General features: G+C 59.3%; 11 protein-coding genes and 1 pseudogene. 7 read left to right on the forward strand and 5 right to left on the reverse strand.

The genetic code is table 11. The features are described 5' to 3' along the window. Positions 1-206 precede the first annotated feature (206 nt). Positions 207-365: a hypothetical protein gene (locus M9827_RS26540; RefSeq protein ID WP_250608129.1), complete on the forward strand. Its 159-nt coding sequence runs from the start codon at positions 207-209 to the stop codon at positions 363-365. Here the strand turns inward: M9827_RS26540 and M9827_RS26545 are convergent. Together M9827_RS26545 and M9827_RS26550 are read right to left on the reverse strand one after the other, a co-directional pair. Continuing rightward, positions 341-697, reverse strand: coding sequence for a PilZ domain-containing protein (locus M9827_RS26545; RefSeq protein ID WP_250608131.1), 357 nt, complete (start codon positions 695-697; stop codon positions 341-343). The two genes, M9827_RS26540 and M9827_RS26545, sit on opposite strands and share 25 nt — an antisense overlap. Before the next feature lie 229 nt (positions 698-926). Then, a complete protein-coding gene (locus M9827_RS26550; protein ID WP_042560673.1) occupies positions 927-1313 on the reverse strand; it encodes a tetratricopeptide repeat protein in 387 nt (128 codons plus the stop codon). A gap of 170 nt (positions 1314-1483) precedes the next feature. Between M9827_RS26550 and pyk the strand changes: the two genes are divergently transcribed. The 3 genes from pyk to M9827_RS26565 all read left to right on the forward strand — a co-directional run bounded on the left by pyk (position 1484) and on the right by M9827_RS26565 (position 6107). Further along, the gene (pyk, locus tag M9827_RS26555) at positions 1484-2935 is read left to right on the forward strand and encodes a pyruvate kinase (protein ID WP_250608133.1); all 1452 of its coding nucleotides are present in this window, start codon (positions 1484-1486) and stop codon (positions 2933-2935) included. A 177-nt stretch (positions 2936-3112) separates the two neighbouring features. After that, complete coding sequence (locus M9827_RS26560) at positions 3113-4438, forward strand: delta-60 repeat domain-containing protein (protein WP_250608135.1); 1326 nt, start codon at positions 3113-3115, stop codon at positions 4436-4438. Between the two features lie 403 nt (positions 4439-4841). Further along, entirely contained in the window at positions 4842-6107 is a 1266-nt protein-coding gene (locus M9827_RS26565; RefSeq protein ID WP_250608137.1) for a delta-60 repeat domain-containing protein, read from the forward strand. A gap of 141 nt (positions 6108-6248) precedes the next feature. On the opposite strand, the gene M9827_RS26570 is transcribed toward M9827_RS26565, so the two are convergent. The 3 genes from M9827_RS26570 to M9827_RS26580 are packed head-to-tail and all read right to left on the reverse strand — an operon-like array spanning position 6249 to position 9061. Further along, entirely contained in the window at positions 6249-6998 is a 750-nt protein-coding gene (locus tag M9827_RS26570) for an enoyl-CoA hydratase-related protein (protein ID WP_250608139.1), read from the reverse strand. 28 nt (positions 6999-7026) lie between these two features. Then, positions 7027-7962: an iron-sulfur-binding ferredoxin reductase gene (locus M9827_RS26575; protein WP_250608141.1), complete on the reverse strand. Its 936-nt coding sequence runs from the start codon at positions 7960-7962 to the stop codon at positions 7027-7029. Next, on the reverse strand, positions 7955-9061 hold the full coding sequence (locus M9827_RS26580; RefSeq protein ID WP_250608143.1) for a GGDEF domain-containing protein: 1107 nt from the start codon (positions 9059-9061) through the stop codon (positions 7955-7957). Before M9827_RS26580 ends, M9827_RS26575 begins: the two co-directional genes overlap by 8 nt. A 755-nt stretch (positions 9062-9816) precedes the next feature. On the opposite strand from M9827_RS26580, the gene M9827_RS26585 reads away from it, so the two are divergent. From M9827_RS26585 to M9827_RS26595, 3 genes and pseudogenes are all read left to right on the forward strand, one after another. Then, entirely contained in the window at positions 9817-11340 is a 1524-nt protein-coding gene (locus M9827_RS26585; RefSeq protein WP_007916251.1) for a fumarate hydratase, read from the forward strand. A gap of 202 nt (positions 11341-11542) precedes the next feature. Next, positions 11543-16054, forward strand: a complete 4512-nt coding sequence (locus M9827_RS26590; RefSeq protein WP_250608145.1) for a SpvB/TcaC N-terminal domain-containing protein — start codon at positions 11543-11545, stop codon at positions 16052-16054. After that, a pseudogene (locus M9827_RS26595) lies at positions 16051-16466 on the forward strand (toxin); the annotation flags it as partial. The gene M9827_RS26590 and the pseudogene M9827_RS26595, both read left to right, overlap by 4 nt.

The raw sequence follows: 16466 nt of genomic DNA on the forward strand, positions 1-16466 counted from the left end.
GTATTCTCTGACATGATCGCGCGCCTTTCGCCGGGGCCTTCGGCCGATAAGTCTTGTTTTTACAGAACACACGGATACCTGGACACCTGTAAAATCTGACAGTCCCGACGAACGGTAAACCCTTCTGCAGAGCAGACTGAAAGCGTGCTGCAACAGCAGACATATCGCTGGTTATTGGCAAAGCACGCTGGATAGGGAGTGGACGAATGCCACTCTCTGACATGGATGCAGGCGCATCCGTAACGACGCTTTCACATGCAGGCCCGCCCTCACAGGATTTGCGCAAAGCACAAATCGAAGGTGAAGCGAACCTGCTCGCGAAGCTTTTAGCGGGTTTGAATCAGGCAGAAGCCGGCAACGGCTGAAAACTGAAATAACGCTGCAACGCCTGCACCAGTTGGGCAAACTCCGGCGGTGCGCGTTGCAGGACGAAGCCGGCGTCGTAGTGCAGCGGCGTGGCGTCTTCATGGCACCACACGCAGCACGCGGTGAAGTCGATCACCTGTTGGCAGCCATCGCTGGCGGGGATTTTCAGGCGTAACTGAAAGTCCACGCCGACCATCATGGGCAATTGGCTGATCAGCATCAGCCCGTCTTCGGAGAGGTTGCCGAGAAAACCGATGGGCTTGTCGGTGACGCTGTTGAACACTCTGAGGAAATACGGCAATTGATGCCGTTCGATCCGTTGGGTAAACATGCGCAGTTCGCCATGCAAGGCTCCGTCACAGAGCCGCACCTTTGCTTCGGAACGTGCCTGTGTCGCAGGCCCGCTCTCCCCGCTTCCGGTGTAACGGTCGCTACGTCGCCGTCACCTTACAACTGCCAGTCGCAGGTGTTGCTCCGGATTCAGAATGCGGTGCTGAATCCGGGTTATTCGACTATAGCTCAGCTTGTACACACGGCCAGATTTTGTATGACAACTGTCATCAGAAACGGGTCGGGCGCACCACGGCAGCGGCGCTGCGCGTCGGGTAATGGCCCAGACTCTGCAAGGTTTCCAGGCGGGCGCGGGCGCGGTAGGCGTATTCGCTATTGGGGTACGAGGCGATGATGAACTGGTAGGTCTGCGCCGCATCGACAAACATTTTCTGCCGTTCCAGGCACTGGCCGCGCATCATCGACACTTCCGGCCACACGTACGGGCGGGCACGGCTGGCGCGTTCGACCTTGGACAGTTCGAGCATGACCTGCTCGCAGTTGCCGCGATCATAGGCGCTGTAGGCGTTATTCAAATGATGGTTCATCGACCAACGGGTGCAGCCCGTCACGGCGAGGACGCTGAGGGCAAGGGCGGCAATGGGCAACAATCGCATGGGGGTTCTCCTGTCTTGTGCTCTGTATCGACCCCTGCCGGGAAATCTTCAGAAGTGTTTACGCCGGTTGTCGTGTTCAATAAAGAAAGTATTAAGTAGTGCAAACGAACAATGACTACACCCGTCGAGCATAGTAGCCTTCGCTAGCGCTTGAACTCAGGAGTCTTTGCATGTCCGTCCGTCGTACCAAAATCGTCGCTACCCTTGGCCCGGCCAGTAACTCGCCGGAAGTTCTCGAACAGCTGATTCTGGCTGGTCTGGACGTTGCCCGTCTGAACTTCTCCCACGGCACCCCCGACGAGCACAAGGCTCGCGCGAAGCTGGTGCGTGACCTCGCTGCCAAGCACGGTCGCTTCGTCGCCCTGCTCGGTGACCTGCAAGGCCCGAAAATCCGTATCGCCAAATTCGCCAACAAGAAGATCGAGCTGAAGATCGGTGACAAGTTCACCTTCTCCACCAGCCATCCGTTGACCGAAGGCAACCAGCAAGTGGTCGGCATCGACTACCCGGATCTGGTCAAGGACTGCGGCGTGGGCGACGAGCTGCTGCTCGACGACGGCCGCGTGGTGATGCGCGTTGATACCGCCACCGCAACAGAACTGCATTGCACCGTGACCATCGGCGGTCCGCTGTCCGACCACAAAGGCATCAACCGTCGTGGTGGCGGCCTGACTGCCCCGGCCCTGACTGAAAAAGACAAGGCCGACATCAAGCTCGCGGCGGAAATGGAAGTCGACTACCTCGCGGTGTCCTTCCCGCGTGACGCTGCCGACATGGAATACGCCCGTCAACTGCGCGACGAAGCCGGCGGCACTGCCTGGCTGGTGGCGAAGATCGAACGCGCCGAAGCCGTGGCCGACGACGAAACCCTCGACGGCCTGATCAAGGCGTCCGACGCAGTGATGGTTGCCCGTGGTGACCTCGGAGTGGAAATCGGCGACGCCGAACTGGTGGGCATTCAGAAGAAAATCATTCTGCACGCACGTCGCCACAACAAGGCAGTGATCGTCGCGACCCAGATGATGGAGTCGATGATCCAGAACCCGATGCCGACCCGCGCCGAAGTGTCCGACGTGGCCAACGCCGTGCTCGACTACACCGACGCCGTGATGCTCTCGGCCGAATCCGCCGCTGGCCAGTACCCGCTGGAAGCTGTTCAGGCGATGGCGCGCATCTGCGTCGGCGCTGAAAAACACCCGACCGGCAAGACTTCCAGCCACCGTATCGGCAAGGAATTCACCCGCTGCGACGAAAGCATCGCGCTGGCGACCATGTACACCGCCAACCACTTCCCGGGCGTCAAAGCGATCATCGCGTTGACTGAAAGCGGCTTCACCCCGCTGATCATGTCGCGTATCCGTTCTTCGGTGCCGATCTACGCGTTCACCCCGCACCGCGAAGCCCAGGCCCGCGCGGCGATGTTCCGTGGCGTGTACACCATTCCGTTCGATCCGGCCTCGCTGGAACCGCACGAAGTCAGCCAGAAAGCCATTGATGAGCTGACCAAACGCGGCGTTGTGGAAAAAGGCGACTGGGTCATTCTGACCAAGGGCGACAGCTACCACACCACCGGCGGCACCAACGGCATGAAGATCCTGCACGTGGGCGATCCGCAGGTCTGAGTGACGCGCTGAAAAACAAAGCCCCGCTGTTATAACAGCGGGGCTTTTTTATGCCTAATGGATTGGTTCGACTGTCAGTTCTGTCAGTAGTCCGTCGATTTTTTCCTCGTTAACGTTGAGATGCGTAACCCACTCACGAAGAACTGGACACATTGCGTGGTCAGGGAGGATGCATCGATGAACTTACAGCAGACACCAATAACCGTTTCCCAGGGCGAACTGGATCCGGCGTTCGGCGAGAACGGCAAGGTTTTTCTGAAGACGCCAGATCCACTGGATCAGTCATTCGATATGCGGGGACTTTTAGTAGATGAAGAGGGCAACACCTACATTACTGGAGATATTCTTCGCTCGACCCGTCGCACTGACTATTGCTGCGTAAAGCTGGATGCCCGAGGCAACCTCGATAAAGCGTTTGGCACGGCAGGTTACGTCGCCGGCCGTTTTGACAGTGACAATGGCGGAATGACGCATTCACACGCCCACGAAATAGTGAAACTGGGCGATGGAAAGCTGCTCTTGATTGGCAGTTTCTTTGACGGCAGTTTGAAAAAGTCCAAGGCACTTGTCCGCCTGAACGCCGACGGCAGCCTGGATCTTGGATTTGGCGAACAAGGCAAAGTCATCATTGACCTTGGAGACGAAAGCAAGCTCCTGCGCAAGTCACGCGGGCCTTCCAGGTTTGCCGCGCAATCACAGGGTGAAAACTCCCGTTCGACTGTATTGGCAGATGGCAGGATAGTTCTGCATGAAACGGTAGGTTGGAGCTTTGCCAAAACGACTAGCGCAGTCATTCGACTCTCGGCGACGGGTGATCTGGATGACAGTTTCGGCAAACACGGAATCGTTCAGATTTCCCACCCGGATTTTTCTCACACAGAGCTGAATGATCTGTTAGCCAAAAAGGACGGTACTTATGTACTGGCAGGCCACGCCTACAATGACGACTTTAACTCTGTCTCGGCCCTGTTGACTCGATTGACTGACGCGGGTGAGATCGACACCTCATTCGCCGATGATGGTTACCGATTAGTAACGCCAGAACAGAATGACTTGGATTTCCTCATCGGAAAACTTGTCGCTCAAACCAACCGGCGCCTTCTTGCCGTGGGGTGGACTTATGGCGGCGGCGTGGCGGGTTTGCTGATCAGCCGGGAAGCAGACGGCAGTAAAAATATCCAGTTCAACGGTGGCGAGCCGTTGCAGACCAGACTGGACGGATACCAAACCACCTGGCATTGCGCGTCAATCAAGCACGATGGAAAAATTCTGGTTTTCGGGCTAGTACAGACATCCGATACACCCAGCTATGTTGTAGCCAGATTCATCGATGACGGCACTCTCGACACTTCATACGCGAACGGCAAGGGTTGGCGGACGTTCCCCATTGGCGAGGCGTTCCTGGATGCAGCCAGTTTCACCGAGGACAAAGTGACGTTTCTCGGCCAGGTCATTGTTGCAGGAAGGCCTGCCTATTGCGTTGCCCGTGGACTGATCGGGTGAACTCATCACGAGGACGCCAGGAAGTCCAATGACTGATAGCAGCTGAAAAACCAAAGCCCCGGCCCGGGGCTTTTTTATTGGCAACGCACAAAGCGGACAATGACGTCCACTGTCAGACCTGACAGTGGACCGGGAACGTTGTTCGGTAGCTAATCGAAGCGTAACCATCCCCTCAAGGAGAGTGGCATGCAGGCACCTTCTTACCCCATGAGTGGTTGACTCAATCAATAGAGGTGAAAGGCAGGCTGACATCGGGGACCCATTAAAAAGCGACCGTTCGTCGAGACTGTAATTTCTGACAGTAGCCCCTTTCCCACCGCACGCGGCCCAATAGGCACGACACCGTTCAGGGCGTTTGCAGTCGGACGGCACCGCAAACAACGAAGCTTCATGGAGCAAACTGATGAACCTGAAAAAAGCTCGTCCCGGTGATCTGGATCCAGATTTTGGCGACAACGGGCAGGTGATTTTTACTTCGCCTGACGTCTCGCAGTTCACCCCTTGGGCAATTAACGTCGACTCCGAACAGCGGATCTACGTCGCAGGCCAGGCACTGCGAGCCGGCGTTGGCAATCAGTATTTCTGCTTGCGATTAACCTCAAATGGCGAACCCGATAAAGATTTTGGGCAGGCTGGCTACGTATTCGGCACATTTGGCGGCGATATTTCCCATCGGCTCAGGGAGGTGCTGGTTCAAAAGAACGACAACAAGCCCCTGTTGATCAGCACCTCTGGCCAGACGAAAGCCGTCATGCGCCTGAATCTCGACGGCAACCGTGATCTTTCCTACGGCAAGGACGGTGTGGCGATCATCCCTACAGGCGCCAACATGCGTTCTGACGAGGTTGAAACCGCAGCTTCAGGCACTGGGGGCACCAGCCATTCAACGCTGTTGAGCGACGGCAAACTATTGCTGATAGCAGAGGTTTGGGTGGGCTCGAGTGTGCATCACTCTTTAGTCGTTCGACTCAATACCGATGGCACACTTGATAACCAGTTCGGTGAACAGGGGATCACGCGCGTCCGCCATCCGGATTTCGATGGCACGCTCCTGCTCGGCTCGCTTGAGCTGGAGCTTGAGAATGAAAGGAAGTACTTATTGTCCGGCGCCGTGCTCAAGCAAGGACAGCACGACAGAGCACTGTTCATGCGGCTGCTGCCATCGGGAAAGCTCGACACATCCTTTGCCGACGAGGGTTACAAAGTGGTGCTGTCAGAGTTCAGGACCGGGTTCTACCCTGACAAGCTCATCCTGCAGACCAATCATCGCCTTTTGGGCGTCGGCCATACCTACGACGCAAGAGACGCGGGATTGTTGATCAGTCGCGAAATGGACGGCAGCGAAAACATTCAGTTCAACGGCGGCCGGCCCCTCTTGGAGTCAAACGGTGCGCTGCGCAACAAATGGACGAATGCACTGATTCAGAATGACGGCAAAATCCTGGTTCACGGCAGCACTCTGAACGCTCAAACGGGAGAAGATAAAAATGCCGTCGCCCGCTATACCGACGACGGTCAGCTAGACACAAGCTTTGGTATTTCTTTTCCGGTCAGGCAAGCCTACCGCCCAGCGGCCTGGTTTACCGGCAACACCGTATTGTTTCTGGGAACCATCCAGGTCGACGAAACGAAATATGTGCACTGCATCGCACGCGGTGTAATCGCCTGAAACGTTGAAAGCCCCGGCATGTGAGTGCCGGGATCTTTTTGGTACCAACGCACAAAGCCGTTGCCACAGTTTTTGTATTCAGCACTGGCCCGTGTGGGAGCGAGCCTGCTCGCGAAGAGGCCGGCACAGTCAGCGAAAATCTCAATGTCGTTTGATGAATCCGGTCAACGCCGCCATTGCTTCTGACGAACGAAGGCGTTGGGTGAACAATGCGCCCTCCTCCTCGATCACCTTACGCATCAACTCGCGATCCGGCGCTCGCATCAATTGCTTGCTGATACGCACTGCTTCGGCCGGCAGCTCGTCGAAACGCAACGCCACTTCCCGCGCCTTGCTCAACGCCGCAGCACCGCTGCCCAGCGCTTCGGTGGCAATGCCCCACGCCGCTGCTTGTTCACCGGTAAAGCCTTCGCCCAATAACAAAAGCTCTGCCGCTTTGGCCTGCCCGAGCAGACGCGGCAGGATCAGGCTGGAACCGAACTCCGGGCATAACCCAAGGTTGACGAACGGCATGTGCAAACGCGCATCGCGGGCCACGTAAACCAGATCACAGTGCAGCAACAACGTCGTACCGATGCCCACCGCGGCGCCGGCCACCGCGGCGATCACCGGCTTGCGGCATTCGAGCAGGTTGAGCATGAAGTGAAACACCGGGCTGTCGAGATCGCTCGGCGGTTGCTGGATGAAGTCGGCGATGTCGTTGCCGGCGGTGAAGCACTCGGCGCTGCCAGTGATCAGCACCGCGTTGATCTCCGGGTCGCCATCGGCCTGTTTCAGCGCCTCGGCGAGGCGGCTGTACATGGCGCGGGTCAGGGCGTTTTTCTTGTCCGGGCGGTTGAGCCGCAGGGTCAGCAAACCGTGTTCGCGTTCCAGCAGGATGGCATCAGTCATGGCGTGTCTCGCGTCTGAAATTCAGCGCTCAACCACGGCTCAAAAATACGTCAGCCAGCAGTTGGTTGCGCGGCAATCCGGCCAGGTAAAGCCGCCGGGCGAAGGCGTCGACACTGGCCGTCGAGCCGCAGACTAAGGCCAGGGTTTGCCGGGAAACAAGGCGCAGTTGCGCCAAAGCGGCGGCTGACTCGGCCGCTGTCCACAGCTCGATGCTGAGGTTGTCCCGCTGCGCAGCCAGCGCTGCCAGAGGTTTGGCCAGATAATGCTGCTCGGCATCATGGGCCACGTGAATGACGCGGATCGCGCCTTGGTGATCCTGACGCAAGGCTTCGCGCAGCACACCGAACAACGGGCCTAACCCCGTACCGGCAGCCAAAAGCCACAACGGCCGGCTGTGCCAGTCCAGGTCGTAGTGCAAGGCGCCACCACGCAGTTCGCCGAGGCGGATCGGGTCGCCGATCTGCAAGCGCCGCGCGGCATCACAGAATTCGCCGGGCTGGCGACAATCGAGATGGAATTCGAGAAAGCGGTCTTCTTCCGGCAGGCTCGCCAGCGAATACGGCCGCGCAATGTGCCCGATCCACAACACCAGGTGTTGCCCGGCGCTGTAGCGCAACGGCCGTTGCGGGGTCAGACGCAAGCGCAGCACGCTGTCGCTGAGCCAGTCCAGCGCTTCGACCACTGCCGGGCGACCATCGGTGAGCGGGTCGAAGGTGTGCACTTGCAAGTCTTCGACGACCTGACACTGACAGGCCAGGCGCCAGCCCTCCTGCCGCTGCTCGGCGCTCAAGGCGTCTGGTCGATTGTCGGCGGGCAGACCTTGCACGCATTGCACCAGACAGGCGTGGCAACTGCCGGCGCGGCAGCTGTAAGGCACGGCGACGCCATGCTGATTGAGGGCATCGAGCAGATTGCTGCCCGCGGCCACTGACCAATGTCGTTCACCGACGCGAAGTTCAGGCATCGACGTTCTCCCACGCGGCCGCACACCGATTGCGCCCGTCACGCTTGGCCCGATACAAGGCCTGATCGGCGCGCTGCAAGGCGTCGTCCAGATCATCGCCCAACGCCAACAGCGTCATGCCGGCCGACAGGCTGAGGTTGCGCACATTCAGGCCAACCAGTTCAACGTCGGTAAAGGCAATACGCAGACGTTCACAGCAAGCCGTCAGCCGTTCGGCGTCGCAATCGGGCAGCAACACGACGAATTCCTCTCCACCATAACGCGCCAGCACATCGCCGTCGCGCAGACACGCCTGGGCAACCCCGGCGAAGGCCTGCAGCACCTGATCGCCGGCGGCATGGCCATGCAGGTCGTTGATGCGTTTGAAGTGGTCGAGGTCAATCAGCGCCAGGCCGTGCACGACATCGTTGTCCATTTCATCCAGCTCTCGCGTGGCCAGACGCAGAAAATGCCGACGATTGAACAGCCCGGTCAATTCATCGGTGGCGACCAGATCTTCCAGCTGCCGCATCATCCCGCGCAGGGTGTCCTGATGCGCCTGCAAGGCAAACCGGCGCTGGCGCTGGCGCTGCCGCGAAACCTGGACGAAGCGCGCGTATAGCACCAGCCACGCCAGCACCATTGCCAGAATGCACACCTGCAAAGCGGCAAGCGCCGGCTCGCGCAAGCGGAAGTGGTAGCCGTCCCACAGCGTGATGGCACAGAAACTGAAGAACACCAGCAATGCGCAGCGGATGAACGCTCGTCGACTGAGATGGAACAGACCGAACAACAGGATCAGCACGTAGAACACCAGAAAGGCGCCGCGGGCTTCGTCCAGATGGGCGATCAGCCAGGTCTGCCAGCCGAGACCGATCAACACCTGCGCTTCGGTCAGGCTGGGATCGGCAAAGCGCAGATTGCGCCCACTCCAGAACAGCGCAAACAGTACCGACTGGCTGATCACCACCAGCCCACTGCCGATGGTCACAGAATTCAGGGTTTGCTCGTAATGCCCCGTGAAAAACGCCAGCCACAGCAGCAGCAAAGCCAATCCATAGGTGGCCGCAGCGAGGGCAAAGCGTTTGAGCAAAAGACGTTGAATGGCGTTATGGGTCAATCGTTGACTCACCGTGCGATAAGAGGCTGACCGAGTGTCCTACTCTACAGACCGGCTGCCACTTTAGAGGCGTAGTCGATAAATGACCACCGATTTTCGGGCCCGAAATTTGACGTCAAAAGTGCGGCTGCAAAAGCCCCTCACCCTAGCCCTCTCCCAGAGGGAGAGGGGACTGACCGAGTCGATTGCTGGCAATACGCCGACCTGAAATACCGAGACGAACTCAGGTTTGAACAACATGAAGATCGGCGCTCTTTCCTGAGCCGAACCCAGATTTTGAACAGCACGCAGATCGGCTCCCTTTCCTGAGTCGGACCCAGATTTTGAACAGCATGCAGATCGGCTCCCTTTCCTGAGTCGAACCCAGATTTTGAACAGCATGCAGATCGGCTCCCTTTCCTGAGTCGAACCCAGATTTTGAACAGCACGCAGATCGGCTCCCTTTCCTGAGTCGAACCCAGATTTTGAACAGCATGCAGATCGGCTCCCTTTCCCCCTCGCCCCCTTGGGGGAGAGGGCTGGGGTGAGGGGGTAAATCTTGAAGTGCAAACCCGCTGTCCGATATTCGCCCACCCATGCGACCAACGAATGACTGCCGGCGCGTGTACGCCCCACCGAGGCGCGGTATACTGCCGCGCCTTTTTAGCGTCGCGCCAGCAGCCCCGGCGTGCCTTGAAAGGTGCTTGCGACCGACCGATGCACCCAAGCCGCAGGCACCTTATTGAATGTTCCCGTCTTTTAGAGGAGCGCGACTCATGACCGTGATCAAGCAAGACGACCTGATTCAGAGCGTTGCCGACGCCCTGCAGTTCATTTCCTACTACCACCCCGTGGATTTCATCCAGGCGATGCACGAAGCCTACCTGCGCGAAGAATCGCCAGCGGCCCGTGACTCGATGGCGCAGATCCTGATCAACTCGCGCATGTGCGCCACCGGCCATCGCCCGATCTGCCAGGACACCGGTATCGTCACCGTGTTCGTGCGCGTCGGCATGGACGTACGTTGGGATGGCGCCACCATGGGCCTGGACGACATGATCAACGAAGGCGTGCGTCGCGCCTACAACCTGCCGGAAAACGTCCTGCGTGCCTCGATCCTCGCCGACCCGGCGGGCGCTCGGAAAAACACCAAGGACAACACCCCGGCCGTGATTCACTACTCCATCGTCCCGGGCAACACCGTGGAAGTGGACGTGGCGGCCAAGGGCGGCGGTTCCGAGAACAAGTCGAAAATGGCCATGCTCAACCCGTCCGACTCGATCGTTGACTGGGTACTCAAGACCGTTCCGACCATGGGCGCCGGCTGGTGCCCACCGGGCATGCTGGGCATCGGCATCGGCGGCACCGCCGAGAAAGCCGCTGTCATGGCTAAAGAAGTGTTGATGGAATCCATCGACATCCACGAACTGAAGGCCCGTGGCCCGCAGAACCGCATCGAAGAAATGCGTCTGGAGCTGTTCGAGAAGGTCAACCAGCTGGGCATCGGCGCCCAGGGCCTCGGTGGCCTGACCACCGTGCTCGACGTGAAGATCATGGATTACCCGACTCACGCAGCATCGCTGCCGGTGTGCATGATCCCCAACTGCGCCGCCACCCGTCACGCCCACTTCGTGCTCGACGGTTCCGGCCCGGCCTCGCTGGAAGCGCCACCGCTGGACGCCTACCCGGAAATCGTCTGGGAAGCCGGCCCGTCGGCCCGTCGCGTCAACCTCGACACCCTGACCCCGGAAGACGTGCAGAGCTGGAAGCCGGGCGAAACCGTCCTGCTCAACGGCAAAATGCTCACCGGTCGCGACGCGGCGCACAAGCGCATGGTCGAGATGCTGAACAAGGGTGAAACCCTGCCGGTAGACCTGAAGGGTCGCTTCATCTACTACGTCGGCCCGGTTGATCCGGTCGGTGACGAAGTGGTTGGCCCGGCGGGTCCTACCACCGCAACGCGGATGGACAAGTTCACCCGTCAGATCCTTGAGCAAACCGGTCTGCTGGGCATGATCGGCAAATCCGAGCGCGGCCCGACTGCGATCGAAGCGATCAAGGACAACAAAGCCGTGTACCTGATGGCTGTCGGCGGCGCGGCCTACCTGGTGGCTCAGGCGATCAAGAAGTCGAAAGTGCTGGCGTTCGCCGAACTGGGCATGGAAGCGATCTACGAGTTCGAGGTCAAGGACATGCCGGTCACCGTTGCGGTGGACAGCAAAGGCGAGTCGGTGCACATCACCGGCCCTGCGATCTGGCAACAGAAGATCAGCGAAAGCCTGGCGGTAGAAGTGCAGTAAGCCCTTCACCGCCATGAAAACGGCCGGTTCATCCGCAGGGATGACCCGGCCGTTTTTGCATGCGCAAACCGATCGCGATAAAAAAACTGCCAATGCATACAAAATGATCTTGCGCACCTGTCAGATCTGACAGGTTCAATTCAACGCCATTCTTGTTAGCGTCAGTCCATTCACGCCCACCCCGCGCGCAATGGATGCGACCATGCCTGATCAACAAGAACTGAGCATCACCACTCCCTCCATCGCCAAAAGCGCATCAATCGCCACTATCGGCAAAAGCTGGGGCGCAGTGGGGCCGACCGGGGCCGCTTCGTTCGAATTGCCGATTCCGACATCCGCCGGACGCGGCTGGGATCCGCAGCTCTCGCTGAGCTATAGCAGTCAGAGTGGCAACGGCCCATTCGGTCTTTCCTGGCACTTGGCCGGCGCGGGTCAGATCAGCCGCCGTACCCATAAAGGCGTGCCGCGTTACACCGAACACGACGAGATCGTCGGTGTCGATGGCGAAGTATGGATGCCGGAGCTGGATGAGCACGGTGAAATCAAGTTCCGTGAGGAAAGCGTCTACAACGGCGTCGACATTGGCCCACACAGAGTTGTGCGTTACTGGCCGCAAATCGAAAGCGACTTTGCCTTGCGCGAGTGCTGGCAGCGGCAGACCCGAGAAGCCAACCCTCCGATATTCTGGCTGATACATGGCGCTGACGGCTCGCTGCACCTTTACGGCAAAACCGAAGCCACGCGAATCGCCGATCCCGACGCTCCTGGACGAATCGCCACCTGGCTGCTGTGCGAAAGCATGAACGCGCGCGGCGAACACATCTGTTTCGAATACAAGGCCGATGATCAGGATCCCGACCCGCTGCATGACTACCGCGCCCAGCGCTATCTGCGCCGCGTGTGCTACGGCAACTTCACGGCCAGCCGCAATCTGTACAGCTGGACCACGGACACCCCCGCCGACCTGAACTGGCACTTTCATCTGCTGTTCGATTACGGCGAACGCAGCACCTCACTCACCGACATCCCGGCGTATGACGGTGACACCCTGAAACCCTGGACGATCCGCCCCGACCGCTTTTCAACCCATGGTCAGGGTTTTGAGCTGGGCACTCGGCGACTCTGCCGGCAAGCACTGCTGTTTCATCACTTCCCCGAGCAATCGACTGACCAACCGAAACTGGTACGCCGTCTGCTACTGGAGTATCGCCAACCGCAAAATATCGCGCAGTGGGCCTACAGCCAGATCAGCGCGGCGCACTATCAGGCATTCGATGCCAGCGGCGTGGTCGAAAACACGCCGCCGATCGAGTTCGACTACGCGCCTTTCGACATCAATAAAACCCCGACCCGATTCTTCGAATTCGAGGTTCAGCCGGGTATCGAAGATGGTGGTTTTTACCAGTGCGTCGATCTCTATGGCGAAGGCGTACCGGGTTTTCTGTGTCGCTACGATCAGGCCTGGTACTACCGCGAACCGCTGCGCGCGACCAAGGGCACCGATGAAATCGGCTATGGACCATGGACCGCGCTGGACAAGATTCCAGTCGCCGACCGCAACCGTCCGGTCCAGCAACTGCTGACCGACCTGACGGGCGACGGGCGGCTCGACTGGGTCACCGCGCAACCGGGTATCAGTGGTTTTCGCACGCTGACAGAGCAACGCGAGTTTGCCGACTTCGTGCCCTTCGGCAAATTCCCGCCGGAGTTTTTCAACACCCTCTCGACACTTGGCGACTTGAGCGGTGACGGCCTGAGTAGCCTGGCGTTGATCGGACCGAATTCCGTGCGGTTGTATGCCAACGTGCGTGAACAAGGCTTCGCCGCGCCTGAAGAGGTCGCTCACCAACCCGACGACGACCGCTTGCCACTGTTCAGCAATTCACGCACGGAACTGGTGCTGTTGGGCAACCTGCTGGGCAGCGACATGCCCGATCTGTGCCGGATTCGCCACGACGAAATCCGCTGCTGGCCGAACCTGGGCCATGGCCGCTTTGGCAAGGGGCGCAAGATCAGCGAGTTGCCCTTCAACTACGAACAATTCGATTCGTCACGCGTGCGCCTTGCCGACCTCGACGGCTCCGGTGCCGCGTCGCTGATTTATCTGCAATCGGAGTCCTTCGAGATCTACCTGAATCGCGGCGGCAACGGCCTGCAGCAGACACCGATCAGCGTGCCGTGGCCCGACGGCGTGCGCTACGACCGGCTCAGTCGAGTGAGTTTTGCCGACTTGCAAGGCCTGGGTTGCGCCAGCCTGATCCTGACGGTGACGCACATGCAGCCGCAGCACTGGCGCTACGATTTCGTCTCGGCCAAACCGTATCTGCTGACCAGCAGCAACAACAACATGGGTTGCAGTGCCAGTGTGGTCTACCGCAGCTCGGCCCAGGAATGGCTGGATGAAAAACACCGTTTGCTCACCCTCAAGCGTTTACCGGTCTGTCACCTGCCCTTCCCGGTGGCGGTGGTTAACAAACAGCAGCAACTGGATGAGATCACTGGCAACTGTCTGACGCAGACGTTCGCGTGGCGCGAAGGTTTCTACGACAGCCGTGAGCGCGAGTTCCGCGGTTTCGGCCTGTTGCAGCAAACCGACAGCGAGAGCGCCGGCAGCGATGAGGGCGAAGGTTTCAGCGAGACGATGCGGGTCTTCACCTGGTTTCATACCGGGCAATCGATGGACCGGCCGCGCGAGGCCTATTTCCATGAAGATGCGCAAGCTGTCGCGCTGGGCAACACCCTGTTCAGTCGCCATCACCCGGAAGACGACGTCGATCAGATCATTCCTCCGCACACCGATGACACCGGGTATCAATGCGCCCGGGCACTGGTCGGCCGGCCTGCACGCATCGAAACCTATGCCGATGCAGAAGTGGACGGCCCCGGAATCGCCACGCCTTACGCAGTCGAAGAGTTTCGATATCTGGTGCGCGAGGTGCGCGAGCAAGGGACTTATGCTGCCGCTGTACTGCTGCCATTGATGGTGGAACAGATCAGCTATCAGTACGACGGTTTCGTCGAAGATCCACTCTGCCGCAATGAAGTAGTCCTGCGGTGGAATGACTATGGCCAGCCGACGCACACCATCACAGTGAGCTACGCACGACGGCTCACCGAAAAGGACACGCCACCGTTCGACGATCCCGATGAACAGCAATGGTGGTACGACGCCCATGACCAGGCGCAACAAAGCAGCTACCTGAATGAAAGTCGCGCTACGTTCATTGATCTGGACAAGGACCTGCAGCATTGGCGCCTGGGGCTGCCTTATCAACAGCGCGGCAATGCTTTGGTTTTGCCCAAAGGCGCCCTGCCCACCGGGCTTGCGCCTGCTCAGGTGTCCTATGAGTGTCTGTTGGAGCACGAGGATTCGGCGCACTGGAACGCCGAGCGCGTGCTGACCATCCAATCCGTGCAGCGTTACCTGGATATAGAAGGACGGACGCTGGACGATGGCGACGCCGGATTTGAAGCGCTGGTCGGTCCATTGGAAGTGGCACAACTGGACAAGACCGCGCTGGACGCCTACAGCGTGCTGTCGAATTTCGACGTGAGAAGTGAACTGACAAAAATCGGTTATACGCCGATGCCGTTTCTGTTCGGGAGTCAGCCGTTGGGCAGTACAGAACAAGACCTGTGGTCGGCGAATTTTGGCTACGCCGAATACGCCGGACTCGACGGGTTCTACAAGGTACTGCGCTATCGCGAAACGCTCAGCTATGGCTTCACCCGCGCCGAATACGACACCTATGCGCTGGCCATCACCCTCGTGGAACTGGCGGATGGCTGCACGACGCGCGTCAAGTACGACTACCACGCACTGCAGCCGCTGGAAATCATTGATGCCAACGACAACATTCAGGAGGCGATGTACGAACCGTCAGGGCAACCGCTGGTCACCGGTTTTCATGGCACCGAGAACGATAAGGTTGTGGGTTTCAGGCCCCTGAGCGAATACACACCTCCCGAGGACCGGAGCCCGGCAACAGCGATAGCCCAGCCGGTCGACGCCGTGCAAAAAGCCGCGAGTACCCTGCGCAAGGATCTGTTCAGCTGGATGGGGCAGATCGCCAACGACACCCGTGCCGGCCAGGCATGGATCGCTCAGGGTTATCTGCTGCCCAGCGGCCACATCAGGGCCAGCACACGCCGCCGACTGGCCCGGCGCAGCGGCGCCTTGACGCCTGATGAGCGGGCACTGCACGAAGCCATCGCAGCGGTGCATCGCGAACCGGTGCACAGTGTGATCCTCAGTGCCGACCGTTACCCTGACGACGATGCGCAGATCCAGATCACCAAAGCCTGCGTCGACGGTTTTGGCCGGGCTCTGCAAACCCAGCAATTGGTCGATCCGGGCAAGGCGTATGCCGTGGACGACGAGGGCTCGCTGATTGTCGAGGATGGCCAGATCAAAGAGGTTGATGCCAACCCGCGCTGGCGCATCAGTGAGCGTGTCGAATACAACAACAAAGGCTTGCCCGTTCGTCAGTACCGCGCGTTTTTCGCCAACACCCATACCTACGTCAACGATCAGTCCCTGCGCACACTGGGCCATCACGATCAGCTTCGCTATGACGTCAAGAGTCGGCAGGTCCAATTGATCAATGCCAAGGGCGACTTTTCCCGCGAGACGTACCACCCTTGGTATCACACCAGCGAAGACTTCAACGACACCGCCGAACCGACATTGCTAACCAAGGCACCGCAGCCATGACAGCCAATGTGCATTGGCGTACACCCGCACTGGCGGTGAGCGATGCGCGGGGCTTGCCAGTGCGGCAGGTCGCGTACTTGCGTAGCGCGGCCGATGACACACCCCTTGCGCTCGTCACTCGCCAACGCCACGACCCTGCCGGGCGTCTGATCGAGCAATGGGACCCGCGCCTGCCCGTACCCTGCCTGACCACGGTTTACAGCCTGGACGGCTCGCCATTGAAATCCGACAGCGTCGACGCCGGCTGGCGTCTGACCTTGCAGGGGTTGGCCGGTGAACCTTCTCGGCGCTGGGACCAGCGCGGCAGCCATTGGCAGACGACCTTCGATGAGCAACTGCGGGTGATCGCGGTCGAGGAAAATGGCCAACCCGATGTCGATGTTTTCATTTACGCCGACGCATCGGCCGAGGC

Origin of the sequence: Pseudomonas sp. AKS31 (assembly GCF_023634765.1) — a bacterium.
GTDB lineage: Bacteria > Pseudomonadota > Gammaproteobacteria > Pseudomonadales > Pseudomonadaceae > Aquipseudomonas.

Excerpts from the sequence above, each read along its gene's own strand:
- M9827_RS26550 (WP_042560673.1), bottom strand. The coding sequence starts at position 1,313 with ATGCGATTGTTGCCCATTGCCGCCCTTGCCCTCAGCGTCCTCGCCGTG.
- M9827_RS26545 (WP_250608131.1), bottom strand. The coding sequence starts at position 697 with ATGTTTACCCAACGGATCGAACGGCATCAATTGCCGTATTTCCTCAGA.
- M9827_RS26540 (WP_250608129.1), top strand. The coding sequence starts at position 207 with ATGCCACTCTCTGACATGGATGCAGGCGCATCCGTAACGACGCTTTCA.
- M9827_RS26570 (WP_250608139.1), bottom strand. The coding sequence starts at position 6,998 with ATGACTGATGCCATCCTGCTGGAACGCGAACACGGTTTGCTGACCCTG.
- M9827_RS26560 (WP_250608135.1), top strand. The coding sequence starts at position 3,113 with ATGAACTTACAGCAGACACCAATAACCGTTTCCCAGGGCGAACTGGAT.
- M9827_RS26590 (WP_250608145.1), top strand. The coding sequence starts at position 11,543 with ATGCCTGATCAACAAGAACTGAGCATCACCACTCCCTCCATCGCCAAA.
- M9827_RS26575 (WP_250608141.1), bottom strand. The coding sequence starts at position 7,962 with ATGCCTGAACTTCGCGTCGGTGAACGACATTGGTCAGTGGCCGCGGGC.
- M9827_RS26585 (WP_007916251.1), top strand. The coding sequence starts at position 9,817 with ATGACCGTGATCAAGCAAGACGACCTGATTCAGAGCGTTGCCGACGCC.
- pyk (WP_250608133.1), top strand. The coding sequence starts at position 1,484 with ATGTCCGTCCGTCGTACCAAAATCGTCGCTACCCTTGGCCCGGCCAGT.
- M9827_RS26565 (WP_250608137.1), top strand. The coding sequence starts at position 4,842 with ATGAACCTGAAAAAAGCTCGTCCCGGTGATCTGGATCCAGATTTTGGC.